This window comes from Wenzhouxiangella sp. AB-CW3 (genome assembly GCF_014725735.1).
Classification (GTDB): Bacteria; Pseudomonadota; Gammaproteobacteria; order Xanthomonadales; family Wenzhouxiangellaceae; genus Wenzhouxiangella.
In genome coordinates this window covers 586491-610560 of record NZ_CP061368.1, presented here as the reverse complement: position 1 = coordinate 610560, position 24070 = coordinate 586491, and the positions used below count along the sequence as shown (strand labels likewise).

Annotated in this window: 23 protein-coding genes; 1 reads left to right on the top strand and 22 read right to left on the bottom strand. The window is 62.6% G+C overall.

Annotation, left to right across the window (positions count from 1 at the left end):
* Nucleotides 1-307 precede the first annotated feature (307 nt).
* Nucleotides 308-1978 carry an energy-dependent translational throttle protein EttA gene (ettA, locus tag IC757_RS02570; protein WP_190975840.1) on the top strand — a complete coding sequence of 557 codons (1671 nt, stop codon included), beginning with the start codon at nucleotides 308-310 and terminating at the stop codon, nucleotides 1976-1978.
* A 151-nt stretch (nucleotides 1979-2129) separates the two neighbouring features.
* Here the strand turns inward: ettA and IC757_RS02565 are convergent, their stop codons facing one another.
* The 22 genes from IC757_RS02565 to gspE form a co-directional block, all read right to left on the bottom strand.
* Entirely contained in the window at nucleotides 2130-3044 is a 915-nt protein-coding gene (locus IC757_RS02565; RefSeq protein WP_223846328.1) for an aldo/keto reductase, read from the bottom strand.
* A gap of 2 nt (nucleotides 3045-3046) precedes the next feature.
* Nucleotides 3047-3874 carry an NAD-dependent epimerase/dehydratase family protein gene (locus tag IC757_RS02560; protein WP_190975838.1) on the bottom strand — a complete coding sequence of 276 codons (828 nt, stop codon included), beginning with the start codon at nucleotides 3872-3874 and terminating at the stop codon, nucleotides 3047-3049.
* Nucleotides 3871-4734, bottom strand: a complete 864-nt coding sequence (locus IC757_RS02555; protein ID WP_190975837.1) for a glycosyltransferase family 2 protein — start codon at nucleotides 4732-4734, stop codon at nucleotides 3871-3873. Before IC757_RS02555 ends, IC757_RS02560 begins: the two co-directional genes overlap by 4 nt.
* The gene (locus tag IC757_RS02550; protein WP_190975836.1) at nucleotides 4731-5606 is read right to left on the bottom strand and encodes a class I SAM-dependent methyltransferase; all 876 of its coding nucleotides are present in this window, start codon (nucleotides 5604-5606) and stop codon (nucleotides 4731-4733) included. Before IC757_RS02550 ends, IC757_RS02555 begins: the two co-directional genes overlap by 4 nt.
* A 62-nt stretch (nucleotides 5607-5668) precedes the next feature.
* Nucleotides 5669-6502, bottom strand: coding sequence for a glycosyltransferase family 2 protein (locus IC757_RS02545; RefSeq protein ID WP_190975835.1), 834 nt, complete (start codon nucleotides 6500-6502; stop codon nucleotides 5669-5671).
* Nucleotides 6499-7680, bottom strand: coding sequence for an ABC transporter ATP-binding protein (locus IC757_RS02540; RefSeq protein WP_190975834.1), 1182 nt, complete (start codon nucleotides 7678-7680; stop codon nucleotides 6499-6501). Before IC757_RS02540 ends, IC757_RS02545 begins: the two co-directional genes overlap by 4 nt.
* Entirely contained in the window at nucleotides 7677-8483 is an 807-nt protein-coding gene (locus tag IC757_RS02535) for an ABC transporter permease (protein WP_190975833.1), read from the bottom strand. Before IC757_RS02535 ends, IC757_RS02540 begins: the two co-directional genes overlap by 4 nt.
* A gap of 40 nt (nucleotides 8484-8523) precedes the next feature.
* A complete protein-coding gene (locus IC757_RS02530) occupies nucleotides 8524-9501 on the bottom strand; it encodes a peptidylprolyl isomerase (protein ID WP_190975832.1) in 978 nt (325 codons plus the stop codon).
* A gap of 100 nt (nucleotides 9502-9601) precedes the next feature.
* On the bottom strand, nucleotides 9602-10684 hold the full coding sequence (locus IC757_RS02525; protein WP_190975831.1) for a hypothetical protein: 1083 nt from the start codon (nucleotides 10682-10684) through the stop codon (nucleotides 9602-9604).
* Between the two features lie 330 nt (nucleotides 10685-11014).
* Nucleotides 11015-12556 (bottom strand): hypothetical protein, encoded by a 1542-nt coding sequence (locus IC757_RS02520; protein WP_190975830.1) that lies wholly within the window; start codon nucleotides 12554-12556, stop codon nucleotides 11015-11017.
* Between the two features lie 125 nt (nucleotides 12557-12681).
* Complete coding sequence (locus tag IC757_RS02515; RefSeq protein ID WP_190975829.1) at nucleotides 12682-13116, bottom strand: hypothetical protein; 435 nt, start codon at nucleotides 13114-13116, stop codon at nucleotides 12682-12684.
* 24 nt (nucleotides 13117-13140) lie between these two features.
* Complete coding sequence (gene gspD / locus IC757_RS02510) at nucleotides 13141-15330, bottom strand: type II secretion system secretin GspD (RefSeq protein ID WP_190975828.1); 2190 nt, start codon at nucleotides 15328-15330, stop codon at nucleotides 13141-13143.
* Between the two features lies 1 nt (nucleotide 15331).
* The gene (locus IC757_RS02505) at nucleotides 15332-16114 is read right to left on the bottom strand and encodes a hypothetical protein (protein ID WP_190975827.1); all 783 of its coding nucleotides are present in this window, start codon (nucleotides 16112-16114) and stop codon (nucleotides 15332-15334) included.
* Entirely contained in the window at nucleotides 16111-16716 is a 606-nt protein-coding gene (gene gspM, locus IC757_RS02500) for a type II secretion system protein GspM (protein WP_190975826.1), read from the bottom strand. Before gspM ends, IC757_RS02505 begins: the two co-directional genes overlap by 4 nt.
* Nucleotides 16688-17848, bottom strand: a complete 1161-nt coding sequence (locus IC757_RS02495; protein ID WP_190975825.1) for a PilN domain-containing protein — start codon at nucleotides 17846-17848, stop codon at nucleotides 16688-16690. The genes gspM and IC757_RS02495 overlap by 29 nt, the downstream gene beginning before the upstream one ends.
* Complete coding sequence (locus IC757_RS02490) at nucleotides 17845-18702, bottom strand: general secretion pathway protein GspK (RefSeq protein ID WP_223846224.1); 858 nt, start codon at nucleotides 18700-18702, stop codon at nucleotides 17845-17847. Before IC757_RS02490 ends, IC757_RS02495 begins: the two co-directional genes overlap by 4 nt.
* 32 nt (nucleotides 18703-18734) lie before the next feature.
* Nucleotides 18735-19439, bottom strand: coding sequence for a prepilin-type N-terminal cleavage/methylation domain-containing protein (locus IC757_RS02485; protein WP_190975823.1), 705 nt, complete (start codon nucleotides 19437-19439; stop codon nucleotides 18735-18737).
* Nucleotides 19436-19912 (bottom strand): prepilin-type N-terminal cleavage/methylation domain-containing protein, encoded by a 477-nt coding sequence (locus tag IC757_RS02480; protein WP_190975822.1) that lies wholly within the window; start codon nucleotides 19910-19912, stop codon nucleotides 19436-19438. Before IC757_RS02480 ends, IC757_RS02485 begins: the two co-directional genes overlap by 4 nt.
* The gene (locus IC757_RS02475; RefSeq protein ID WP_190975821.1) at nucleotides 19909-20373 is read right to left on the bottom strand and encodes a GspH/FimT family protein; all 465 of its coding nucleotides are present in this window, start codon (nucleotides 20371-20373) and stop codon (nucleotides 19909-19911) included. The genes IC757_RS02480 and IC757_RS02475 overlap by 4 nt, the downstream gene beginning before the upstream one ends.
* Before the next feature lie 175 nt (nucleotides 20374-20548).
* Nucleotides 20549-20956 carry a type II secretion system major pseudopilin GspG gene (gene gspG / locus IC757_RS02470; RefSeq protein ID WP_223846223.1) on the bottom strand — a complete coding sequence of 136 codons (408 nt, stop codon included), beginning with the start codon at nucleotides 20954-20956 and terminating at the stop codon, nucleotides 20549-20551.
* 54 nt (nucleotides 20957-21010) lie between these two features.
* Nucleotides 21011-22222: a type II secretion system F family protein gene (locus IC757_RS02465; protein ID WP_190975820.1), complete on the bottom strand. Its 1212-nt coding sequence runs from the start codon at nucleotides 22220-22222 to the stop codon at nucleotides 21011-21013.
* A gap of 12 nt (nucleotides 22223-22234) precedes the next feature.
* A complete protein-coding gene (gene gspE / locus IC757_RS02460) occupies nucleotides 22235-23989 on the bottom strand; it encodes a type II secretion system ATPase GspE (protein ID WP_190975819.1) in 1755 nt (584 codons plus the stop codon).
* Nucleotides 23990-24070 lie beyond the last annotated feature (81 nt).

The following is a 24070-nucleotide window of genomic DNA, read 5'->3' as shown; positions in this document are numbered from 1 at the left end:
CTTCGGCGGGTTGCTGGATGGGGTGCTGGCGGTGGGAGGAGGAGATGGGTGTTAGGGTGTTAGGGTGTTAAGTGTTAAGAATCAATGAGATGCCCCTCCCCCCTAACACCTAACACCTAACACCTAACACCTAACACCTAACACTTAACACCCCTCTCCCCCTCCCAAAACCAGCACCCCACCCGGCAACCTGCCCAGACAGCCAGCGAAGCCCGCCCCTTCACACTTCACACTATCCCCACCTGGCAATCCGCCATCTCCGCCCCCACATCCACCCACTGTTACCAACCCAACCGAAGTAGCAACAATGGCCCAGTACGTCTACACCATGCACCGCGTCTCCAAGGTGGTGCCGCCCAATCGGACTCTGATCAAGGATGTCTCGCTGTCGTTTTTCCCCGGCGCCAAGATTGGCGTGCTGGGTCTCAACGGGGCGGGCAAGTCGACGGTGCTGCGCATCATGGCCGGCGTCGACAAGGAGTTTGACGGCGAGGCCCGGCCGCAGCCAGGCATCCGCATCGGCTACCTGCCGCAGGAACCGGAACTGCCCGAGGGCCAGACCGTGCGCGAGACGGTCATGGACGGCGTCGGTGAACTGCGGGACATGCTCAAGCGCTTCGACGAAATCTCGGATCGCTTCGCCGAGCCAATGAGCGACGAGGAGATGACCGAACTGCTGGCCGAGCAGGCCGAGTTGCAGGACAAGATCGATGCCGCCGGCGGCTGGGAGATCGACCGCACGCTGGAAGTGGCCGCCGAAGCCCTGCGCCTGCCGGACTGGGATGCGAAGGTCGACGTGCTCTCCGGCGGCGAGCGCCGCCGCGTCGCGCTGTGTCGCCTGCTGCTGTCAAAGCCTGACATGCTGTTGCTCGACGAGCCCACCAACCACCTCGATGCCGAGTCGGTGGCCTGGCTGGAACGCTTCCTGGACGAATTCCCCGGGACCGTCATGGCGGTGACTCATGACCGCTACTTCCTCGACAATGTCGCCGGCTGGATCCTGGAAATGGATCGGGGCCATGGTATTCCGTTTGAAGGCAACTACACCTCCTGGCTGGAGCAGAAGGAAGCCCGCCTGGCCGTGGAAGAGAAACAGGAGCAGGCCCGCCAGAAGGAAATCCGGCACGAACTGGAATGGGTGCGCTCGAACCAGAAAGGCCGCCAGGCCAAGTCCAAGGCCCGCCTGAAGCAGTTCGAGGAACTCAACTCCAAGGAAGTCCAGAAGCGCAACGAAACCCAGCAGATCTACATTCCGCCCGGCCCGCGCCTGGGCGACAAGGTGATCGAGGCCAATGGTCTGTACAAGGGCTTCGAGGACAAGCTGCTGATCGAGGATTTGAGCTTCAAGGTGCCGCCGGGGGCCATCGTCGGCATCATTGGCGCCAACGGCGCCGGCAAGACCACCCTGTTTCGCATGATCGCCGGCCAGGAACAGCCCGACCGCGGCACGCTGGAGGTCGGCGAGACCGTCGAGCTGGGCTACGTCGACCAGAAGCGCGACAGCCTCTCCGACGACCGGCAGGTGTGGGAAGAAATTTCCGACGGCGCCGACGAGATCCATGTCGGCAACTACCGCATCCCGGCCCGTGCCTACGCCAGCCGCTTCAACTTCAAGGGCTCGGAGCAGCAGAAACGTATCGGCCAGCTCTCCGGCGGCGAACGCAACCGCGTCCACCTGGCCAAGGTGCTTCGCTCAGGTGCCAACGTGCTGATGCTCGACGAACCCACCAACGATCTCGACGTCGAAACCCTGCGCGCCCTGGAAGAAGGCCTGCTCGCCTTCCCCGGCTGCGTGCTGGTGACCTCGCATGATCGCTGGTTCCTCGACCGCATCGCCACCCACGTGCTGGCCTTCGAAGGCGATTCCCATGTCGAATGGTTCGAGGGCAACTTCACCGACTACGAGAAGGACCTCAAGCGCCGGCGCGGTGATCAGGCCGGGCCGCGGCGGATCAAGTACAAGCGGTTGAAGGATTGAGGGGAAGTGTTAGGTGTTAGGTGTTAGGTGTTAGGTGTTAGGTGTGAAGTGTGAAGTGTGAAGTGTGAAGTGTGAAGTGTGAAGGGCGGGCTTCGATGGTCGCCTTGGAAGGTTGCTGGATGGGGTGCTGGCTGTGGGGAGGTGATGGGTGTTAGGTGTTAGGGGTTAGGTTTTGGCGGACTTGTTCTGGTAGGGGGTGGTTGGCGGTTTTTGCCAGTTCTTGGACGTGTTTGGGGCGGGTGGTGCCGAAGATGGCGGCGGTGATGCCGGGTTGTTCGAGGGTCCAGGCCATGGCGAGTTGGGCGGGGGTCCAGCCGGGGTGGGTCAGGGCCCGGCCTATGCGGCGGGCGCGCAGGAAGGCGCCGGGACCGTTGTAGAGGGCGCGAGCCAGGTACCAGAGACCGGCACGCCGGGTCAGCCAGTTCCCCAGCGGTGGACGAAAACTCATGCGGGCCAGGGGGCCGGCGGCGAGCACGCCCTGGCCGGCCTCGGCCGCTCTTTGGGCAAGCACCGTGTTGGCCGGCTCGACCACGGACAGGAACGGCATGACCACGTCGAATGGCGCTTGTCCGATCGCGTGCTCGATGACCGGGCTGAACCCGTTGATGCCCAGCCTCTCCACCTTGCCAGCAGTACGAAGCTTCTCAAGGGTGGAACACAACTCATCGCTCAGGTCACTGACCTCGGGGCCGTGCAATTGCAGCAGCCCGACCCGCTCCAGCTTGAGGCGTCTGAGACTGTCTTCGAGCTGATCGACGACCGATCGCGGTCGAAAGTCCTTGGTCAACCGGCCCCGGTTGTCACGCACGGTGCCGGCCTTGGTGGCGATGACAAGGTTGTCGACCTCGACATCCAGTTCGCGCAGGAAACGCCCCAGGCGCCGTTCGGCAAGACCGTTGCCATAGGATGCGCCGGTATCGTAGATCGTGATTCCGGCTTCCAGGGCGCTGGCCAGCACGGCCCGGGCCTCCGGCTCCGGGAAGTGCGGGTGAGCCCAGTAGCTGGCACAGCCCAGGCCCAGCACCGAAACTTCCGGCCCGCTCCGGCCCAGTTGTCGACAGGGCATGCTCACGGGCGAAATCCTTGTGGCTGCCAACCCAGCCGACGGCGGGCGGGGGAATCGTCGGGCAGAAGGTCATGCCCGTACAGGCCGGCAAGATCCACACGTAATGCGGGACTCAGGTCGAGCGTGTCAAGACTGCGACGCGCCCACCATGCCGGGACGGGCAACCGGCGAATCGGCACGCCAAAGCGGCTGGCCACGCGCTCCAGCATGGCGGCAATCGACAGGGTTTCATCACCCGCCAGGCTCCAGCTACCGGCACTGTCATCACCGAGTTGAAGGCAACGCAGAATAAGGCTGGCCAGGTCGTCGGCGTGTACCGGTTGACGCAAACCGCCCTGCCCGAGCCAGAGCACGCTGCGTTGCGACAATGACCAGGCGGTGGGGGCAAAGCTGCCGTCATCGCCGCCGCTGTAGACCAGGCTGGGCTTGAGCAGCGTCAGCGTGATGTCGCGTTCGCGACACGCCGCCCTCAACCTGTCTTCGATCTGCGGCAATTCACGATCGGATTCGGTCAGCTTCCGGCCGCGCACCAGTGCCAACTGCTCACCGAGCGCCGGTGACACGGCCAGCACCCGCCCCGTGCCGATGCCCCGTTCCACCTGGGCCAGGGCGTGGCGCAACGCACCCAGGCTGACCAGGGTGCCGGCCCGCACGTCGGCCGGGCCGCGTTCAAGGTCCTGTTCGAACCAGGTGACGTGCGGCCAGGAGTGTTGCGGCCCATGGCTGGAAACTGCAAGCACGCGGACCCCCTGCCCCACCGTCCGATCCATCAGGGCGCCGGCAACCGCACCGGAGGCACCCGTGACCAGAATCACCGGGTCACCGTTCATCGTTTCAACAGCTCCAGCGGCAGGCGCAGCATGGCGTGGGCGACGATGGCCGTTTTCCAAAGCCATCGACTCCAAAGCGACCAGTCATCCGCGCAGTGCTTGTTGAGATAGCGCCAGAGACTGCGATGCTTGGCCAGCATCACGCCCACGGCGCGCTGACGCGACGACACCCCGCCGGCATGCGAGACGATCACGCCCGGGTCCAGTCGAATACTCCATCCGGCCTCACGAAAACGGGCCATCAGGTCCAGGTCCTCGAAATGCATGTGAAAGGCCGGGTCGAAACCGCCGACTTCCTGCAGGGCCCGGGTGCGAATCAGCATGCAGGCGCCGGACACGGCTTCGACTTCCACCGCCTCAACGGGTGCCGGCTCGCCGGTCAGGTCAATGCCCGGGCGACGGCTGAAGGGCAGCACCTCACCCAGCACCTGCTCGCGGGTGGGAAGTCGACGACGACTGCCACGCTGTTCGTTGCCGGACATATCGAAAACCCGCCCCGAAACCAGTGCGGCCTGCGGGTGTCGATCCAGTTCATCGACCAGGCGAAGCAGTGCATCGGGCACGATCAGACAGTCGGGGTTGATGACCAGCAGGTACTCGGTGGCAATACTGCGCAAGGCCTGGTTCACGCCCCGCCCGAAACCCAGGTTGCGCCGTGCGCGACGCACCACGAGATCTTCCAGTGCGGGCAATCGCTCGATGCTGCCATCAGTCGAGGCGTTGTCAATGACGATGACCGATGGATGCGGCCGATTCCGGCCGCGGAGCTGATTGATGCAGCGTTCCAGCCATGGCCCCGAGTTGTAGTTGACGATGACCGCGGTCACCCGGGCCAGTGGTGTCACAGTGCCGCCGGTCATGAGCCCTGGATTAGCCGCCGCCACCAGGGTTGATCGAGCTGCCGGCGCAGGCGTTCAATCTCGGCATCGCGCTCGGCCAGCAGGTGTCCGGCCCGGATATGTTTCGCCACTTCCTCGTTGTAGTGGGCATAGACCGATTCTGCGCGATCGCCATACAGTGAATGGGCCGGCAGATCCGGCAGGCACTGCTCGGAGGCGGCCGCCGCGGCCAGCAGGTAGAGGGGTGGATAAGCGGGGCGGTCACCGGCCTGAACGTGACCCTCATCATCCAGCAACCACTGGGCTCGGTCTCCGCCGCTCAACTGCCAAAGGGCGGAGACAAACATCAGTTTCTGGCCCCACAGACGCCAAGCCGGGAAGTGCCGGCCCAGCAGCTGCTCGAACTCGTCACGGTACAGCTCGCGGACATGATAGGGATTGTCATAACCGGTCTCATCGCTGTAGGTCTTGCGATCGGGCGAGGAGATCAGCAGAAAGCCACCGGGCCTCAGCACGCGTCTGAACTCGGCCAGCAGCCTGTCCTGCTCGGCAAGATGCTCCAGGGTTTCGAACGACACCACGGCATCGAAGCTATCGGTGTCGTAGGGCAGCTCGGTGGCATCGCCGCAGTCGAAACCCAGTCGTTCACCAGCATAGCGCTGGCGGGCATGATCCACCGCCACCTCACTCACATCGATGCCTCGCACCCGGGCGGCACGCGCGCTCAGCAGGCGGCTGCCGTATCCCTCGCCACAGGCGGCATCGAGCACTTCCAGCCCGGCCACGACCTCGGCCGCCCAGGCGTAACGATGCCAATGCTCATAGGCCATCTCGCGCACGCACTCGGGCGTGAAGCGTTCACCGGTGAAATCGAGTTCGGGTTGGTCAGACATCCTGGAGCGGAATTGGGGAACGGAGCAAGTGTAGCAAGTCGGGGAGAAGCAGGTTCGAGGTTCTAGGTTCTAGGTTGGCGAGTGGCGTTTGCAGCCAACTGGTTGTAGTGGTTGATGATCTGCTGGCGGCGCGTCGCCATCGGGTCGGCCTCGATAAACGCGCTGACGCGATCCATGTAGTCCGGGTAGCGTTGCAGCAGGGTTTCCATGGCTTGACCGCCGGGAGCCAGGCCCAGGGGACCGAAGCTGGCGCCGCCCTGGTGGGCGACAAAGGCCTCGTCGCACAGCACGTGGCGCCAACCGGCTTGCATGGCGCGCATGCACCAATCGTTCTCCTCGCCATAGCCGCGCCCGAAAGCCTGTTCATCGAACTCACCGATGCAATCCAGGCAGGCCCGGCGCAGGTACATGCAAAAACCCACACCCGTGGGCACCTCCGGGCACATGGGCTCACCCGACTCACGACAGGCCCGGGCCCAGCATTCGGCATCCTCTGGCCAGGGATTTGGACGACAGAATTCGGGAATGGAGGCAATCTCGCCATTGTTGGTCAAGGGCGTGATCGAAGCAATCGAGGTATCGCTGTTGGCACAACGCCGGATCGCTTCCAGCCAGCCCGCGGTGACCTGGGTGTCGGCGTTGAGCAGCACGATGTCGGCCTCGCCGGCCAGCGCCATCCCGAGGTTGGCCGTGGCCACGAATCCCAGGTTTTTCTCGTTGTGAACCCGGACCCAGTGCGACGGCATTCCGGCAAGCACTTCGGCCACTTCGACATCATCCGATGCATCGTCAATCACCACCACCGGAACCTGCTCATCGACCGTTGCGGCCAGCGCGGCCAGGCAGCGGGCCGTTTCGGCCGGCGCGTTGAACACCGGCACGACGACGGCGATCATGGCTGCCTCCACTCGTGCGCCAGGCGCACCATGCCCAGTTCCCGCGTGCGGCCGCTGACGCTGAACTCCTGCTCAGCGGTATCGTGCACGCGCAAGCCTTCCGGGTCCATGGCGTGCGCCCGAATGGCGTAGCCACCAGGCAGCAGATTGAGCGCTGGGAAATGCACATCGATCCGATATTCTCCCGGCGCACACTCTTGTAACGACACACCCTCCTGGTCGCTGGAAACCCCGTAAACCGGGGTGCCATCGGCGCGGACCACGCCAATCAGCGCCGCCGGGGCGCGTTCATCGGGCGAGCGCAGGTGCAATCTCACCGTGAGCGGCTGGCCGGTTTCCAATACCGGGCTGGCCAGCTCGTGCTCCGGAAACTCCGGGCGCGAAACGCGATAAAGCGTGCCAGACTCGCGATTGCGGCGCGCACCTCTCTCGGCAGCGTCCTTGCGCTCATGCCAGGCCAGGTAGGACTGCGTGACATCGAAGACATCACCCTGGGCACGCACCTGCCCGCCGTCGAGCCAGATGGCGTTTCGGCACAGCTTCTGCACCTGGTACATATTGTGGGAAACCATCAGCAAGGTGCCGCCATCGGCCAGGTAGCGTTCGATCCAGCGTATGCACTTTTTCTGAAAGGACTCGTCACCGACGGCCAGCACCTCGTCGGTGATCAGCAGGTCCGGGCGCACAGAAGCAACGACCGCGAAACCCAATCTGACCACCATGCCCGAGGAATAATGCTTGACCGGTTCGTGGATGGAAGCACCGATATCGGCAAAGGCAAGAATATCGTCCAGCCGCTCGGCTACTTGTTCGGTCGACAGACCGAGAAAGGCGGCATTCATGCGCAGGTTGTCCAGCCCGGAATACTCCGGGTCGAACCCCGCACCCAGTTCCAGCAACGCGGCCGAGCTGCCCCGGCTTTCAATGTGGCCGGTGGTAGGCGCCAGAACACCGGTCACAATCTTGAGAAGTGTCGACTTGCCCGCTCCGTTGCCGCCGATCACCGCCATGGACTGGCCACGAGGCACTTCGAAACTGACTTCCTCCAGCACCCGGGTGCCACCACTGGCCGATCCGCGCAGCAGGACCTGCCAGAAGGCACGCAGGCGCTGCCCCGCCTGAACGGTCGGCGGATAGACCTTGGTCACCCCTTCAAGCCGGAGCAGAACCTCGCTCACAGAAAGTCCTCGAAATAGGGGCTGAGGCGTCGGAACAGTCGCCAACCCAGATAAAGTGCCAGCAAACCGGCCGCGCCAAGTGCCAGCAGCGCCATGCCGGGCAGCAATTCACCCCACAGCAACGGGCCGCGCACCTGTGTCATCCACCAGGTCATGGGGTTGAGATCCAGCCAGCCCGAAAACCGCTCGGGCAGCATTTCGGGGGCATACAGTATCGGGGTGAGAAAGAACCAGAACATGAACAGGGTGGGCAGCGCCTGTTCCAGGTCACGCAGAAACACCTGCACTGCCGCCAGCCCAAGCCCCAGGCCCAGTGCAAACAGGTAGAGCGTCAGCAGGGTCAGCGCCACCGTCGGCAGCCCCGCGAAATGCACCGGTGTACCAGTCAGTTGCAGCGCAACAAGCACCACCAGGTAACCGGCAAGATGGAGCAGGAAAGCCGATGTGACCGAGGAGACCACCAGCAACTCGCGCCGGATGGCCACCTTGGAAATCAGGGCGGAGTGTTCAAGAATGGCACGTGAGCCCCTCAGCACGCCCTCGGAAAAGGCCAGCCATGGCCACAGTGCCACGGCCAGCCAGGCCACGAAGGGAATGTCCAGCCCATCGGGCACGCGGGCCCGGAAGATCACGCCGAACACGAAGCCGTACACCGCCAGCAGCAGCAGCGGCGTGAGAATCAGCCAGATCCAGCCGCTGGCACTGCCAATAAAGCGCGAACGGATGTCGCGCCAGATTAACTGCCCCAGCATGGACGACAGGCCCAACCCGGCAGCACGCACACTTTTTATCGAGTTGCGCACTCCGGACTCCGATAGCAGCACATCAGCCCCGGTTCGGGCCTCAATCCCTGGCCGGGAGACCCGTTTCGGGATCAAACCCATAGCGGCGCTGCAAACGTTCAATGACGCCGGGCGTGACCTCCAGGTCATCCGACTCCAGCACACTGGACAGGTAGCGCTCCTTCAGCCGCTCCCGGTGTCGTTGCCGTGCCAGTTGACCGGCCTTGTCGGCGACCTCTTCCCATTCCGGGATCTCTCTCTCGTGCGCCTCATCGAGACGAATGATGTGCCAGCCGAAGCGAGAGCGTACCGGCTCACTCAGTTCACCCGGCTCCGACAAATCCCTGAGTTCTCGCGCGAAGTTGCTGTCAAGCTCATCCAGGGTTACGGCTTCGTAACGTCCAGCGTTCTCCCGGCTGGCAGGATCTTCCGAATACTCCTCCACAAGCGCCTCGAAGGACTCCCCCGATTCGATCCGATCATACAGATCGAGGATCAGACGCATGGCACCGCTCTCACCCCTGTTGGAGGTTTGTATCAGAATATGCGAGAAGCTGTATCGCCGAGGCTCACGAAACCGGTCCGGACCTGTCAGGTAGAGCTCCCGTGCGCGCTCGGTGTAGTCGTCCAATAGACGGGCCTCGATATACCGATCGATCTGAATCTCGTTCAAGGCCGACTCGAGTCTGCGCATGAGGCGTGCATTCAGCAACTCGTCCTCGTCAAGCAGGCCATCGCCCTTGGCATTCAGTGCTACCCCCCGCTGCATGACCAGCGCTTCGAGCTGATTGGCAACCCGCTCCGCGCTGGCCACGAACTGAGTCCGGTCTGCCTCCGGTATGCCCGCCATGAAAGCATCGAAATCGAGTTCCGTGGTGACGATCCCACCGACTCGAACCAGAGGGTCGGATTCGAACCCAAGGCAAAATTCGGCCTGGTAGCGCTCATTGGCAACCAGCGGTGAAGCAAGAGCGAGTAACGATATCAGAATCGGGAAAGAAACAACCGTCATCAGGACAGAACGATCAATCAGATGCATTCTCGAAAAATCTCCTCAACTTTGATGAACTCGTGCCAGAAAAGAAACCGGGCGGGTGAAACCGCCCGGTAGCAAACGTGAGAGGCTGTACGCCGTCGCGTTAAAACAGCGCGGGTTGCAGATAATGGCCGCAACGCGAACGACCGTTACAGTCGCTTTGCTGGGGTGGAAAATCCTCCGGGTCAGCACCGTTCACGGAATACAGGACATTAAAGTAGTAGGTTTCGCCAGGCTCGATGCTGCAATACCCTGGGGTATTGCCAACGGTCCAGTACGTTCTGATAATGCCCTCACTTGTGGTCGCAATTGCACCGCAACTCTTGTCTTCAAATGTAGCGACATCGAAATCGCCGGGACAGCGTGTAATCGTGGCAAACATTCTTCCGGCAGCCGAGGGGGAACCGGCACCGGTCATGGGTGCGACCCGCCAGCTTCCCAATCCGGTCAGGTTGTCGGGCACTGTGAACCTCATGGCCACGTAACGATCCCGGCGCAGACTGAAGGAGAAATTATTGGACGTCCCCGGAAACTCGTTGCCCGGAAACACATCGGTGTAGATGTTCGGGTTTCCACCATTCCCCCCGATATCGGTTTCCCGGGACCAGCCAGGTACGGTGCTCAGGGTCGGCCGGTCGTCACAAGATTCCGGTGGATCGCCATTGCCATCGTCGGGTTCAAGTACCTCAAGCGTAATGCTGCGTTGATCGCTCACCGCACCATTACGGCACTCTATGCCCACACTCGCGTCTCCAACCGACAAGTTACTCGTACCGACGGTCCTGCTGCCCGCAGGATTCAGTTGGCCGGACCAGTTGGTGCCACTCAGACCAGAGCCTTCGCACTCCCAGGCGCCCCTGGCGCGCCACTCCAGGGTCAATGACTGACCCTGGGTCACCGGATTGGGCGACACCGTGAAGTAGCCCAGATTGTTGCTCTGGTCCAGAGAGACCTGAACATCGTCGCAATCGGGTTGCTCAGGCTCAGTGGAACAAGTAAACCCATCAGCGGCCTCCGCCGCAACGTCTCCATCGGCAAGCAGGGACATGAGCTGACCGGACTTGAGGGGCACCTCCAGCTCCTCTCCATCGACCATCAGCCTGAGGGTACGATCAGCGCCAAGAACGGATCCGACTGCCATCAGCATGGTGATAGCGGCTATGGTACTTGCACGGACGATATTCATGATTTCGAGCGACTCCGGAAAATAACAGGGGGATTGCAACGGCCACACGGCTACCGCTTTAGTCGGATTGTAAAACAAAAAAGTTCCATGACAACCCTAAATTGATGTCTTTTTGCTTCCATAACAGGCACTTAACGAACGCATCACGCAAGTCACACCAAGTTCTGGCGAACCGCACGGTCGCGGCACCCCCTTACCAGCATCTGCGCTGACCACCCCCACATGACCGGGCGCCCACTGAAAAAGGGGCACCCCGTTTGGGATACCCCTTTCATCAGAAACCCGGGCCGCAGTGCGGCCCGGGCATACTTTCAGATGACTGACAGAGAATCAGTCGTCGGCCGAAACGAGGTCCGTCCGGCTGCCACGATGGGCAAAGGCGCCACCGTAGTTAGCCAGAGTGCCCTCGGCGACTCCACCGGCCGTGTAGGTGTTGGCCCAGAAGCCAATGACCGGCAGACCCACCACTTGCAGGCCTTCCATGCTCGACACGCTACGGAAATTACCGAAGTCAAAGCGGGCCCAGCCATGCTGGAAGTCGGACGGCAGGTTGAAGTTCACGTAGCCATAACCGGCCAGGTCGGTCACGTCACTGGACGGCTCACCGAAGATCTCGGAACTGTCCGGCAGGCTCTCGTCATTGGAGAAGCGAATGACGTTGGCTTCACGGCACAGTTCAAACACGTCTTCGATGGTAGTGGACGGCGACACACCGATACCACCTTCCACATCCGGGGTCTGCTCTTCGCGATCCCAGACTGACAGGTTGAGCTCCTCACAGGCGATCGGCGAGTCCGCAGTCCAGACAGAGGTGAACGGCGGGACGGCCTCGGTGTCACCCTCGATCGGGCCCTGCGGAGCGGCATCCGTATGGAAGCGCTTGGTTGGGAAAGTAACGACCCACTCCGAGGAGCCGCCAATGGCGTTCTCGATAGCGTACTCGTTCATCAGCGTCTCGTAGGAGAGCACGTGATTCAGAGCATGGATGTTGTCGGCAGGAGCCCAGTTGGTATCGGAAATGTCGCCATTGACAAATACAGTGCTGTCAAATCGCGTTCCTGACCCAAGGCTGGGGAACAGGTTTTCCGGATCGGTATGCTCACCCTGCTCTGCCCAGAAGCCATCGATGGCCGTGGCGTTGTAGGAGAACATGGTGCCGTTTTCAACATTCAGCACGGCACCGGAACCAAACAGCCCACCGGACGGCGGATCAATTTCGTAGTTGGCACTTTCAAAGCCCGGATTGCCGGGGGGACCCCACTCACCGGTGCCATTGGCAGCCGAGGAGGTGATCCAACGCTCGGTGAACAGCGAGCAAGGCTTCTCTTCAACGCCGGAATTCGGCGGCACGCCATTGACGTGCTCGGCCGCATTCGCAGCAGCACCAGTCAGCACACCCATTTCGATGACTTCGACGTAGCCGCTCAGGGTACGATCGTGACCCTGCGGACCACCATCATCAGCAGCTCCGATGTAAGCGCCTCTCAGGAACTCTTGCTCGCCGCCCTTGGTTTCCAGCAGGTACGGGGCGGTGCAGGTGGTGTCATTGAAGCGAATCATGCCACCGCCAGTGCTTTCGTCCCGGGTGATTGCCGCTGCCCACACGTCATAGGCCGACATGTAGATATTGAAGTCAAGCACTTCGCGCGAGTTCAGGGCTTCGATGAAGCGAATCTTGACCGCCTTGCCTTCGTCGGTGGTATTGACGATGGAAATCAGCGTGTCGTTGTCGCCATGGGCGGTGTAGTACGGATACAGCAGCACCTGACCCAAGCCATCCGGGTTGACGTTGACAGCGTTGGACACGCTGACCATACCCGCCATGCCCGTCAGACCCGCCAGCACTGCGGTCGTCAAGGTATTTCTTTTCATTACAACACTCCTAAGTTGTTGAACACAGGGCTCTGTGATTTACGATCCCAGGCCGTAAAGAGGTCCTCCCGATACGGTCCCGGCGCTCGTGATTGTATGTTAACTCAGCCGGAAATGTAAAGCAATCATCGGGACGGACTATACCACCACTCGCCGCCCGAGTGAATCCAGTTCTCGGTAATAGTACGCTCGCTGGTCACGCGGGACAAGCCGGAGGGCGCACCGGGAACACGGTACTCGACCCGCACGCGGGCGCGGCAGATCTCGGATTCGCATTCCACTGAAACGACCCTGGCACCCGTGTACATGACCGCCCGGTTGCGCTGATCTGCAACATGAGAATAAGCATCAACGGTCTGCCGATAACCGGGGCTGTAGTACTCGTAGGCCTCGCCATACTCCTGCTCCAGCCGAAGATCCCAGCGCTCCTGGGCTCGTTCATGCACAGCCTCGTCGGGTGTTAGCTCGGGTTCGGCCTGGCAGGCGGCCAGCACAAACACGGCACAGGCCAGCGACACGGCACCCCCCAGCGCGCGCTTTGATTTGGGTGTACAACTCATTGACTTCTACCTTATTTGGTTTTTCTAATGATCCAGATCCAGCGGATCCACACCGCGGAACCGCCGCTGAAATTCTCTTGAAACCTCTTCCAGCTCGTTGGTGGACTCGAGCACGGTCGGTGTAATCAACACCAGGGTTTCCGTACGGTCGACGGATTCGCGACGAGCTCCGAACAGACCACCCAGAACCGGTATCCGGCTCAGGCCGGGCAGACCCTCCCGTCTAGAGGAGTTGATTTCCCGAATCAGTCCACCGAGCATCACGGTTTGCCCTGACTGCACGGCCACGTCGGTCGATACCTGGCGTGTGTCTACGGGCGGGTTAGACCCTTCGCCGGGCGCATCGCCGGGACTGGAGACCTCCTGGTCGACCTGGAGATAGACCAGCCCGCCAGGATTGACCCGGGGAGTCACATTGAGAATGACGCCGGTATTGATGTACTGGAAGCTGCCGATCACACGGTCAGTCGTGCCGGTGAACGAAGTCGACTGCACCGGCACCTGGCGACCGACGTTGATGCTGGCCTCGGAGTTGTTGCGCACCATCAGCGATGGTGTTGACAGTGTGCGCACGTCCGACATTGTCTCAAGCATGTTGATTGTTGCGGTCACGAAGGTCCGGTCCATGCCGCGTCGGGTCACTGTGCCAAGCAGGCCGTCACTTCCAGCCCGGGCACGATCTCCGGCCCGGGAACTGGAGAATACCGGGGAGTCCTCCCCATCACCTCCTCCAGGGAACCCCGGGAAGTCGTCTGACCCCGGTTGAGCGTTGGACAGAAACCAGTTGACTCCATAGCGCAGGCTATCGGTCAGCGTTACTTCGATGATCTGGGCCTCTATGAGTACCTGCAACGGCTCTTCGTCGAGGCGCTCGATGGCATTGAGTATGGCGTCGTACTTGCTTGGAGATGCCTGGATCAGCAGCGAGTTGGTCTCCTGCACGGCGGTGATGCGAACATCATCATCCTCACCCAGAGTCATACCACCCTCGGTGGTGCGCGGCTGATCGTCGCGGGTTTCGCGCCGCTCGCGCTGTTCACGCTGAAAATCCCCGACCGAGGAGGCGCGGGCCGGCTCCATGCCGGGCGCCAGCCCGCCGCGGCGCTCGCGGTCACGGGGCTGGCGGGTGGTGCCGGTACCGAAAAGATCGCCCAGGTAGCCGGCCAGCACATCGGCCTCGAGATTCTTGACCCGGTAGACATAAAGGCGCGAACCGGCCTCGGGACTGGAACGATCCAGGCGCCGGATCCACCGCTCGGCCTCGCGGAGATAGTCCTCGTTGGGTGTAATGACCATGATGGCATTGAGCCGTTCCAGCGGCATGAAGCGGAACATGCCCGACAGCGGTGTTTCGCCACCCTCGCCGAATACCGCTTCGAGCTCGGGGAGAAGCTCGTCCGGCTCTATGCGGCGCAGGTCGAAGATGCCGACCGACATGCCGGCCAGCCAGTCGACATCGAAGGTTTCGACAATCTGCATGTAATTGCGCAACTCGTGCTGCGTGCCGGCAAGAAACAGCAGACCACGAGCGTTGTCGACATTGAAGATGCCGTCCTCGCGCGCGTAGGGCTCGAGGATCTCGGCCATTTTGGCCGGCGCGATGTACTGCAGCGGCACCGCCATGACCTCGTAGCCACGACCCCGCTCCAGCGCATCGGTGCGAGGCACCAGGTTGCCGCGCACGGCCTCGGACACCGGCACGACGTGGTAGCGGCCCTCGCGCCAGATCAAGGTTGCGTTGTTCCAGCGCAGCAGCATTTCCAGCACCGGCATGATCTGGTCGCGCGTCAGCGGCCGCGCCGTGGCAAAGGTCACCTCGCCACTGACACCTGGCGCAATGACGTAATTCTCCTGGAACATGTGACCGAGAATGGCGTGGACCACTTCCTGGATACCCTGGCCTTCGAAGTTCAGGGTGATTTCGCCGTCATCGCCCGGCGGTTCACCACGTGGCCTTGCTGCGCCATCATCAATGAATACGCCGGTGCCGAGGAAAAACTCGGTTTCATCGAAGGTGCCCTCGTCTTCGGCCTCGTCGTCATCGTCGTACAGGGAAATTTCACCATCGTCAGCGCGGTGATCCGGGCGCTCCACTGCGGGTTGGGGCTCGGGTGTGCGCTCCTGCTCGGCCACGGTTGCGCAACCGCCAAGCAGCAAAACGGCAAGTACCACCATGCCCCGGCGCAGGCTGCGCGCCGAGTCGAAATAGTTCATATCAGCCATCATTGTCCTGTCTTTGTTGTTGGCGCGCACGGCGCTCGGCCTCGGCCCTCAGCTCGGCCCGGCGCTCGGCCACGCGGCGTCGAATTTCCTCGGCCCTGGCGCGGGCTTCGTCACTTACCTCTTCGGCATCCTGATCAGCGGCCTCCGCCGCTTCGTCCGGCTGGGGCTCGACTGCCCGTTCTGCCTGTCGCGCCAAGCGGGATTCCGGCCGGGGTGTCTCGACCGTGAGCCCGCTGGTGTGAACCTGCAACTCGAGCGCCGCCTGTCGCCCATCCACCGACACGAACGACACCTCGCGCGGCAGGATGGACTCGATTCGCCAGGCCGCCTGCTCGCCCTCCAGGCTCATGCCCTCGCGCAGCACCACGGTCTTGCCGGCTTCTTCATCGCGCACCATGGCCAGCTTGACCTCGGGAGTGATCACGATGCCGGCCACGGCCGCACTCAGGTCGGCGATTTCCTCTTCGATCTCGTCCAGATCGGTCTCGTCGTCGTCCTCGACCTCCAGGGAAGCCAGCTCCACCGGGGGCAGACGGCGATCGGAGAAGAACACCGGTCGTTCCATGATGCGGGTGTACTCATCGAACTCGGCCAGGCCGGTTTCAGGCACATCGACCTGGACGTCCTCGACGGCGTCACCGCCATCGGTGGCAATGCGATCGATATCCACTCGCCCCAACAACAGCAGCATCAGACCGCCAGCGATGCCGAGCGCACCCAGTCCGGCGACGAGAATCACCGTCAGCAGGTTGCGTTGCGGGTCCAGCATGCTCATTGCGAGGCCTGCTCGGTCAGGAATCCGTACATATCGAAACGCACGTCGATCAGGCCATAGTTGTCTGCCCCGCGCCGGCCAGCCCGGTCGGCCGGAACGCGCTGATTGATCGTCAGGTTGTCAATAAAGACCAGCGGCACACTGTTCTCCAGTTGGTACAGCACTTGTACCAGGTCCGGAAGCGGGCAATTCATGCGCACATTGACCGTGACCTGCTCGAAACGTTCGGGATCCTGATCGGGCCGGTTCGTGGTCGACACGATGGCACACAGCTCGGCGTGCTCGGCTTCTGTCCGGATGATGTCGCGCAAGTGGCGGTTCATGCCGGCCGCGGCGGTATTGAAGTTGGCCTCGGGGAGAAACAGGGCGCTGTCGAGTCGTTCATTCTGAAGGCGATCGAGCTGGGCCTCAAGCTCCGGGCGCCGCTCCACGGCGGCCTTGAAGCGGGCAGCCTGGGTTTCGAGCTGCCCGATCTGCTCATTGAGTTCGATATGGCGGACGACAAACCAGTGAAAGCCGACCAGGTAGACCAGTATGGCGGCGATCACCAGCAGGCCGATGGCCAGCGGGCGGTTATTCTCCAGATTCGGCAACAGCTGCATTGCGCGCCCTCCCGGTCTGAATCTGGGCCCTGGTAGCGAACCGCTCGCGGCCGGTGGCCTGGTCGACATTGACCGAGCCCCGGAATTCGGCATCGTCGAGCAGTTCCGAGTCGTTGATCAGGTCGATGAGCCGCTGCGACCCATCGGCCAGCCCCTGCATGTGCAGTTCGTTGTCGCGTACCTGCAATTGTTGCAGCCAGATATCGTCGGGCAGCAGGCGCGTGACCTCGTCCAGCACCTGGATCACCACCGGCTGCCGCCGGCGGAGTTCGGCCAGAAAATTGGCGGCAGTCAGGGAATCCTCAAGCTGGCGCTGCAGAGCCACCACGGTTTCGGACTGTTCGCGCAGGCTGTCCACCTCGGCCTGAAGCTGGTCGACGCTGCGCTCGCGAAGATAGATCGACTGGGCCATGACCAGCACCAGCATGGCCACGAGGCCGGCCGCCAGCATCCAGTTCAGGCGTGCGCGCTTGTAGACATAAGGCGGGCGCTCAGCCTCGGGCAGCAAGTTGACACCCAGTGGCGACGGCGTTTCCTCGCCGCTGGCCGCTACGTCGATGGCGTGGGGCCGTACACCGATGGCCGCCAGCCGTTCGCGCCAGCGATCAACGCTGCTGACCGGCACCAGGCGCAGTGCGAGCTTGAGCCGACCATGAGCGCTGTCACGACCCGTAACTTCGTGCGCGTAATAGACCTGGTCGGCCTGAAACGGCGTGAACTGATCGAGTTGGTAACGCAGTGCCTGCTGCAGCCCGGACTCCACTGCCAGGGGCAGTTCCACGGGGCACTGCAGGATGTCGTCCTCGGGCAGGCACAGCCTGACTTCGGGATTGCCCTCTTCAAAACTCCGCGCCACGGCAGACCAGCGGTCGCGCAGCAGCCCGGCGTCTTCACTGGGGCCAAACGTGTCCAGATGCTCGGGCGCCTCGCCCCCGGCCCAGACCGCAAGCGACCCGTCCTCGGCCGGTAACAACCAGACCGCCGGCCGCGGCTGCACCAGCCGCTGGCGCAGTGAGTCCGGAATCAGGCTCGACAACTCTCCGCCCCACCAGCGCAGGAAGCCCGGCAGCGGGCTGGCGCGGTAGCGGGCGACGACATCGGCCCAGTAATCGTTAATGGCACTCTGATTCATTGACTCTCGTTTCTGTCACGCCAGCGCTGTATGCGGAACGGTCGCCCCCGGGTATCCGTTCCCAGCGTTACGGTGGTGTCGATCTCGCTCCAGATGCCGTTGTCCAGCGTGGCGCGCGAGCGAATGCTAAAGGTCCGACCGCCACCTTGCAAGTTCACCATCTGCCCATCGGGCAGCATCAGTGCCTGCTGATCGGCCGGATGAAACTGCCGGCGCTCCTCGACAAAAAGCCTGGCGCTTTCCAGGTCAATCTCCGGCATGGCCGCCAGCACCTCCGCCGAGGCAAAGGCCGGATTGATGCGCCCCCGCCCGGAATGTACCGTCAGAAAGGGCTCGACTTCCCGGTACAGGTCCCAGGTCATGCCGATGACCTGCTGCAGTTCGTCGACGGAAACGAAATCCTCGTTGGCCGGGCCGTAAGGATAGCCTGCCGCGAAGTAATCGTCGATCTCGGCCCCGTAGAGCCTCGGCATGTCGTCCGGATCACGCCAGTCCAGGATGGCATCGGCCAGATGCAGGGCTTCAAGCTCCTCGACACCGCGTGAGATGAAGAAATCGGTCAGAAGTTCCGCATCGGCGGCATTGAGGTTGATCTTGCCCGACTCGTCGGTGATGCGAATTTCGATCTCGGCCTCGCCCAGCTCGATGGTGTAGGGGCGTCCGTCCGGCACCCAGCGCGTCTCCATGTCGGTCGAGCGCATCTCGAAAACGGCCCGATGAACACCGGCCTCGGCGGCGTAGCGCGCGGCGGTTTCGTCGAGCAGGAAACGGGCCTGCAGCCCCTCGGTTCGCGCCAGGATGGCATAGATTCCGACCGTGATGCTCAACAGGACGAGGATCCAGAGCACCACCACCAAAGCGATTCCGCGTGCGGTGAGACGGGATCTCACTGTCGGCGCCCCTGGCGGCCCCGGCGCTGAATCATGATATCCGAGGCGCGCTCGATCTGGCGCGGCCGGCCACTGACTTCCGCGTCCACCATTACCGGGGCGATCAGGTCGGGCCAGACCTGGCCATGATCGCGGTCCAGGTCGATTTCCACGGCCACCGCCAATGGCAATTCCTCGGGCGTTTCCCAGTAGTCGGACCAGTAGGTTTCCTGGGTCTCGAAATCACGACCGAGAAAGTGAAACTCGCCTCGAGCGAGGTTTTCCAGCAGCACGATGCCGTCATGGGCCTCGATGTCACCCGGCTCGTAGCCATTGAGCATGGCGTAGTAGTAGACCAGCTCGAATCCGCCGCCAACACCCGGCTCGATGCTCAACTCCTGAACGTAGGATCCGCCGTAACTCAGGTAACCGGGCATGGGCGAGACAAAACGGACACGATCACGATCACCGGCAAAGCGAATGCGCTCGCCTTCGACTTCCTCTTCGATCACCAGCGCCTGGGCCAGCGACAGCTGACGTCGCATGAACTGCTGGACCACGCGCAGGCGATTGTTCTCCTCGATAATGGCCTCGCCCGAATTCGAGGCGCGCACGGCGGCACGGAAGCCGCCATAGGCCATGGCCATGACCAGAGCCACCAGGCTGATGGCCAGCATCACCTCGATCAGGGTAAAACCTCGCATCTGGCGTAGCTGCTTCATCTCGGGCCTGCCAGTTGACGTTCTTCCCAGTGAGTGTCGACCGAACGCAGAGTCTCGAACACGGCCTCCCGGCGACGCGTCTCTCCCCATTCCACCGTCAGGGTCACGTGATAGAGGCTGACCGGCATATCGAGCGGGTCCAGGCCGCGATCATCGATAACCAGCTCCTCGCGCACTTCCATGGTCCAGCGAAACTCGTCATCGAACTGGCCCTGCGTGGTGCCGGGCTCCAGCATCTCCTCCAGCCCCAGCATGTCCAGCCTGGACTGCGCCCACAACGCCGCCCGGGTGTAGTCGCCGGCCAGCCGGGTGTTGCTGACCGAGGTCGACAGAATCTGCAGTAGCACCCCGAACAACAGGGCAAACACCATGAAGGCCGCCATGACCTCGATCAGGGTGAACCCGCCCTGTCGGTGCGGGCGACCGGGCGCGCCGGACGGCAGTCGCCTTGCAGTGTCTGAATACGGAATCATGTATCGCACTCGCTGCTCACTTCGCCGGTCAGCCAGGACACGCTGATCTGCCACTCGCGCTCCTGCGCCAGCAAGGTGACGCAGCCTCCGGTCGAGGCGCCGTCGGGATAGAAACGGATGCCACCGGCATTTTCACCGGTCAGTTCGGAACGGGCCGTATCCAGCGTGATCTCCAGCCCATCGGGCAGCGAAACCCGCTCACGCTCGGCCGCCTGCCAGCTGCGATCATTGGCATCGACATGAAACACCTGCTGCTGCCGGGTCACGATGGCCTGGCCACGGGTATGGCGAATACCAGCGGTCATCTCTCGGGCCGCATTGCGAATCTCGGCACCGCCTATGGAACGGCTGACCGACACCCCAACGACCGCGAACAGCAGCATTACCAGCACCAGCACCACCATCAACTCCAGCAAACTGAATCCACCCTGTCGGCGCAGCCGACAGGGTGTCCCGGACAAGCTATGCGCAGATCCGGGACCTCCATCAGACTTCAGCGCTGTGCGATCAAAAGCGCCCTTTCCAGTGCCCCGACAGGGTGTCCCGGACAAGCGCAACGCTTCTCGTTCGGATTCGATACCGAACAGCCGGCCGGCTTGATGGGCTAACCGGTTCACCTGTGGCGCGCTCCGCGACTCATTCCCAGTTGGTGATCTCGCGATTGACCCCTTCACCGCCCGGCTGGCCGTCGGCACCGTTGGACCAGATGTCATAGCTGCGGTGCTGACCCGGATATCGATAGTTATAGGAGTTGTCCCATGGATCGACCAGGTTGGAATTGTTGACGTAGGGCCCGTTCCAGTTGCGCGCATTGCCCGGTCGCTCCACCAGCTCGCGCAATTCGCGCGGCACCCGGCCGTTATCGAGATAGAACTCGTCGATGGCCATAGACAGGCGCTGTACTTCGGCCTTGGCCGCCCGCACGTTGGCATCCTCGGCACGCTGCAGGATGTTGGGCACCACCAGGCCGGCGATCAGGCCCAGGATGACCAGCACCACCAGCAGTTCAATCAGGGAAAAGCCCTGTCCAGTTCTCACTTTCACGTTTTCCTTCCTCCGCCCCGACTGCCGGGGATCAATTGGGTTACTTGAACCAGATCATGCAATGAGTTCGTTGATGCTGAGTATCGCCATGAGCACCGACATGACGATCACACCAATGACCACCGCCAGCCCCAGGGTCAGCGCTGGGACCAGCATGGCCATGAGCCGATCGATGGTCACGCGCACTTCGCGATCGTAGGTATCGGCGACCTTGAGCAGCATCTCGTCGAGCTTGCCGGTTTCCTCGCCGACATTGACCATCTGCAGGGCCAGGCGCGGAAAATTGCCGTTGGCCGACAGGGCCTGGGCCATGGGTGTGCCGGTCTTGACCTGCTTGGCCGCCTCGGCGACATCGTCGCCCAGCACCGTATTGGTCATGACATTCTTGGCGATGGAAAGTGCCGAGAGCAACGGTACGCCGTTGACCAGCAGGGTGCCGGTCGTACGCGCCAGGCGGGCGGTTTCCATGCGCGCGATGATGTCGCCGGCGCCCTTGAGTCGCAGAAAGCGGGCATCCCATCGGCGCCGCGAGCCCGGACGAGCCATCTGGCTGCGAAACCAGAGCACGGCCACCACCACGGCGGCAATCATCATCCACCAGTAGTTCTGAAGGGCGTCGCCGACCGCCATGACAACGACCGTCAATGTCGGCAGTTCGCCACCGAACTCCTCGAACATGGGCGCAAACTGCGGGATCACGTACACCATCAGCAGAATCAGCGAGGCAATGGCCAGCACTACCAGCAAGGCCGGGTAGATCATGGCCGACACGACATTGTCCTTGAGCTCCTTGCTGCGCTCGAGGTATTCGGCCATGCGCGACAGGGTCTGGTCCAGCGAACCACCGATCTCGCCGGCCCGCACCATGTTGATGTAGAAGCGCGAAAAGACGCCGTGACGCTCTTCCAGCGCCTCGGACAGTGAGCCCCCCTCGCGCACCCGGTTGCGGATCTTCTCGACCAGGCGCTGAATGCGGTCGTTCTCGGCCAGCTCGGCCAGGATGCCGAGCGAGCGGTCCAGCGGCAGCCCTGCGCCGAGCAGGGTGGCCAGTTGCTGGGTCAGGTCGCCGATCTCGCGCTGCGTGAGGCCGCTGCGCCCGCGCAGCAGGTTGGTCAGGCGAAACCCCGATCCGACCTCGCGCGCCGAGACCGGGATATTGCCGGATTCCTGCAACTGGGCAATAACCAGGTCCTTGCTGGGCGCGTCCATCTCGCCGGTAAAGGTCTCTCCGGCCGGCGAGACCGCCTTGTACTCAAACACGGCCATTGGCAGCTCCCATCATGCTTCCTGCGTCACGCGCAGCACTTCCTCAGCCGAGGTCATGCCTTCCAGGGCCTTGATCAGGCCATCCTCGTACATGGTGCGCATGCCTTCGGCTCGAGCCTGGCGTTCGATCTCGCCGGAGGTGGCATGCTTCATGACCATGCGCCGGATCTCTTCGGACAGCACCAGGATTTCGTGGATACCGGTCCGGCCACGGTAGCCGGTGGGACTGACCTCGGACGAACCCGGGTGGTAGAGCGTGAATGGGCGCTGGTCGGTCAACTTGGCCAGGCCCAGCTCTTCGGCCACCTCCGGGAGCACCTCGTAGGCTTCCATGGTTTCCGGATCCAGGCGCCGCACCAGACGCTGGGCCATGATGGCATTGACCGTGGAGGTCAGCAGGTAGTCCTCCACACCCATGTCGATCATCCGGGTCACGCCGCCAGCCGCATCGTTGGTATGCAGGGTGGAGAGCACGAGGTGACCGGTCAGCGCCGACTGGATGGCGATCTTGGCCGTTTCCAGGTCGCGCATCTCGCCAATCATGATCACGTCGGGGTCCTGACGCACGATGGAGCGCAGCGCGCGCGCAAAATCCAGGCCGATGGAGGCCTTGGCCTGGATCTGGTTGACCCCTTCGAGCTGGTACTCGACCGGATCCTCGACCGTGATGATCTTGCGCTCGGGCGTGTTGAGCTTCGACAGCGCGGTATAGAGGGTCGTGGTCTTGCCCGAGCCGGTCGGGCCGGTGACCAGGATAATGCCGTGCGGCACATCCAGCTCGCGCTCGAAGACCTTCTGGGTGTCTGCGGCGAATCCCAGGCTGCCGAAATCCAGCACCACCGCTTCGCGATCAAGAATTCGCATGACCACGGATTCGCCGTGCGCGGTCGGCACGGTGGACACACGCAAATCGAGTTCCTTGCCGCCGACCCGATGCATGATGCGGCCATCCTGCGGCAGACGACGCTCGGCAATGTTGAGCCGGGCCATGATTTTTACGCGCGAGATCACCGCGGCGGTGGAACGGGCCGGCGGCGCCTCGACTTCCTGCAGTACACCATCAATACGATAGCGCACCTTCAGACGGTTCTCGAACGGCTCGATATGGATATCGGACGCGCGCGATTCCACGGCCCGCTGCAGAATCAGGTTGACCAGGCGAATGACCGGCGCTTCGGACGCCAGGTCGCGCAGGTGTTCGACATCCTCCTCGTCTTCGCCGCCACCTTCGCCGCCAAGATGCTCGGCGATCTGGCCCATCGCACTCTTGCCGCCACCGAAGTAGCGCTCGATCTGATTGTCGATTTCCGAGGCAATGCCGACCTTGGGCACTATCTCGCGCCCGGTGGCCATTTCCATGGCCCGAAGGGCAAAGTGGTCGGTGGGATCGGCCATGACCACCACGACTTCACGCTCGCTGGCCTCGATGGGCACCAGGTGCTGCTGCTTCATGTAGCGCACCGAGATGCTGTCGATCTGCGGGCCGGTTTCCGGATATTCCTTGTCGGTAACCATGTCGATGCCGAGCAGCTCGGACTGGGCCCGGGCCAGATCCCGCTCGGAAACCAGCCCCAGCCGCACCAGCAGGGTCAGCAAGTTGCCTCCATGCTGCTCCTGGTAGCTGCGGGCGCGCTGCAGGTCTTCCTCGCGCAGGCGCTCCTGCTCGACCATCAGCCGGCACAGCTCGGCGGCGCGGTCTTCCAGATGCTCACCCACGCTGGGCAACAGGCTGGTCTCGTCAGTAGCAGTCAAAGTCTGGTCATTCATGAAAGGATTTCTCGCATCAAAGCGTGGCGGTCAGCGGCAAAAAGGCCAGTGGGCCACTCTACCCTGCAACAGACAGCATGC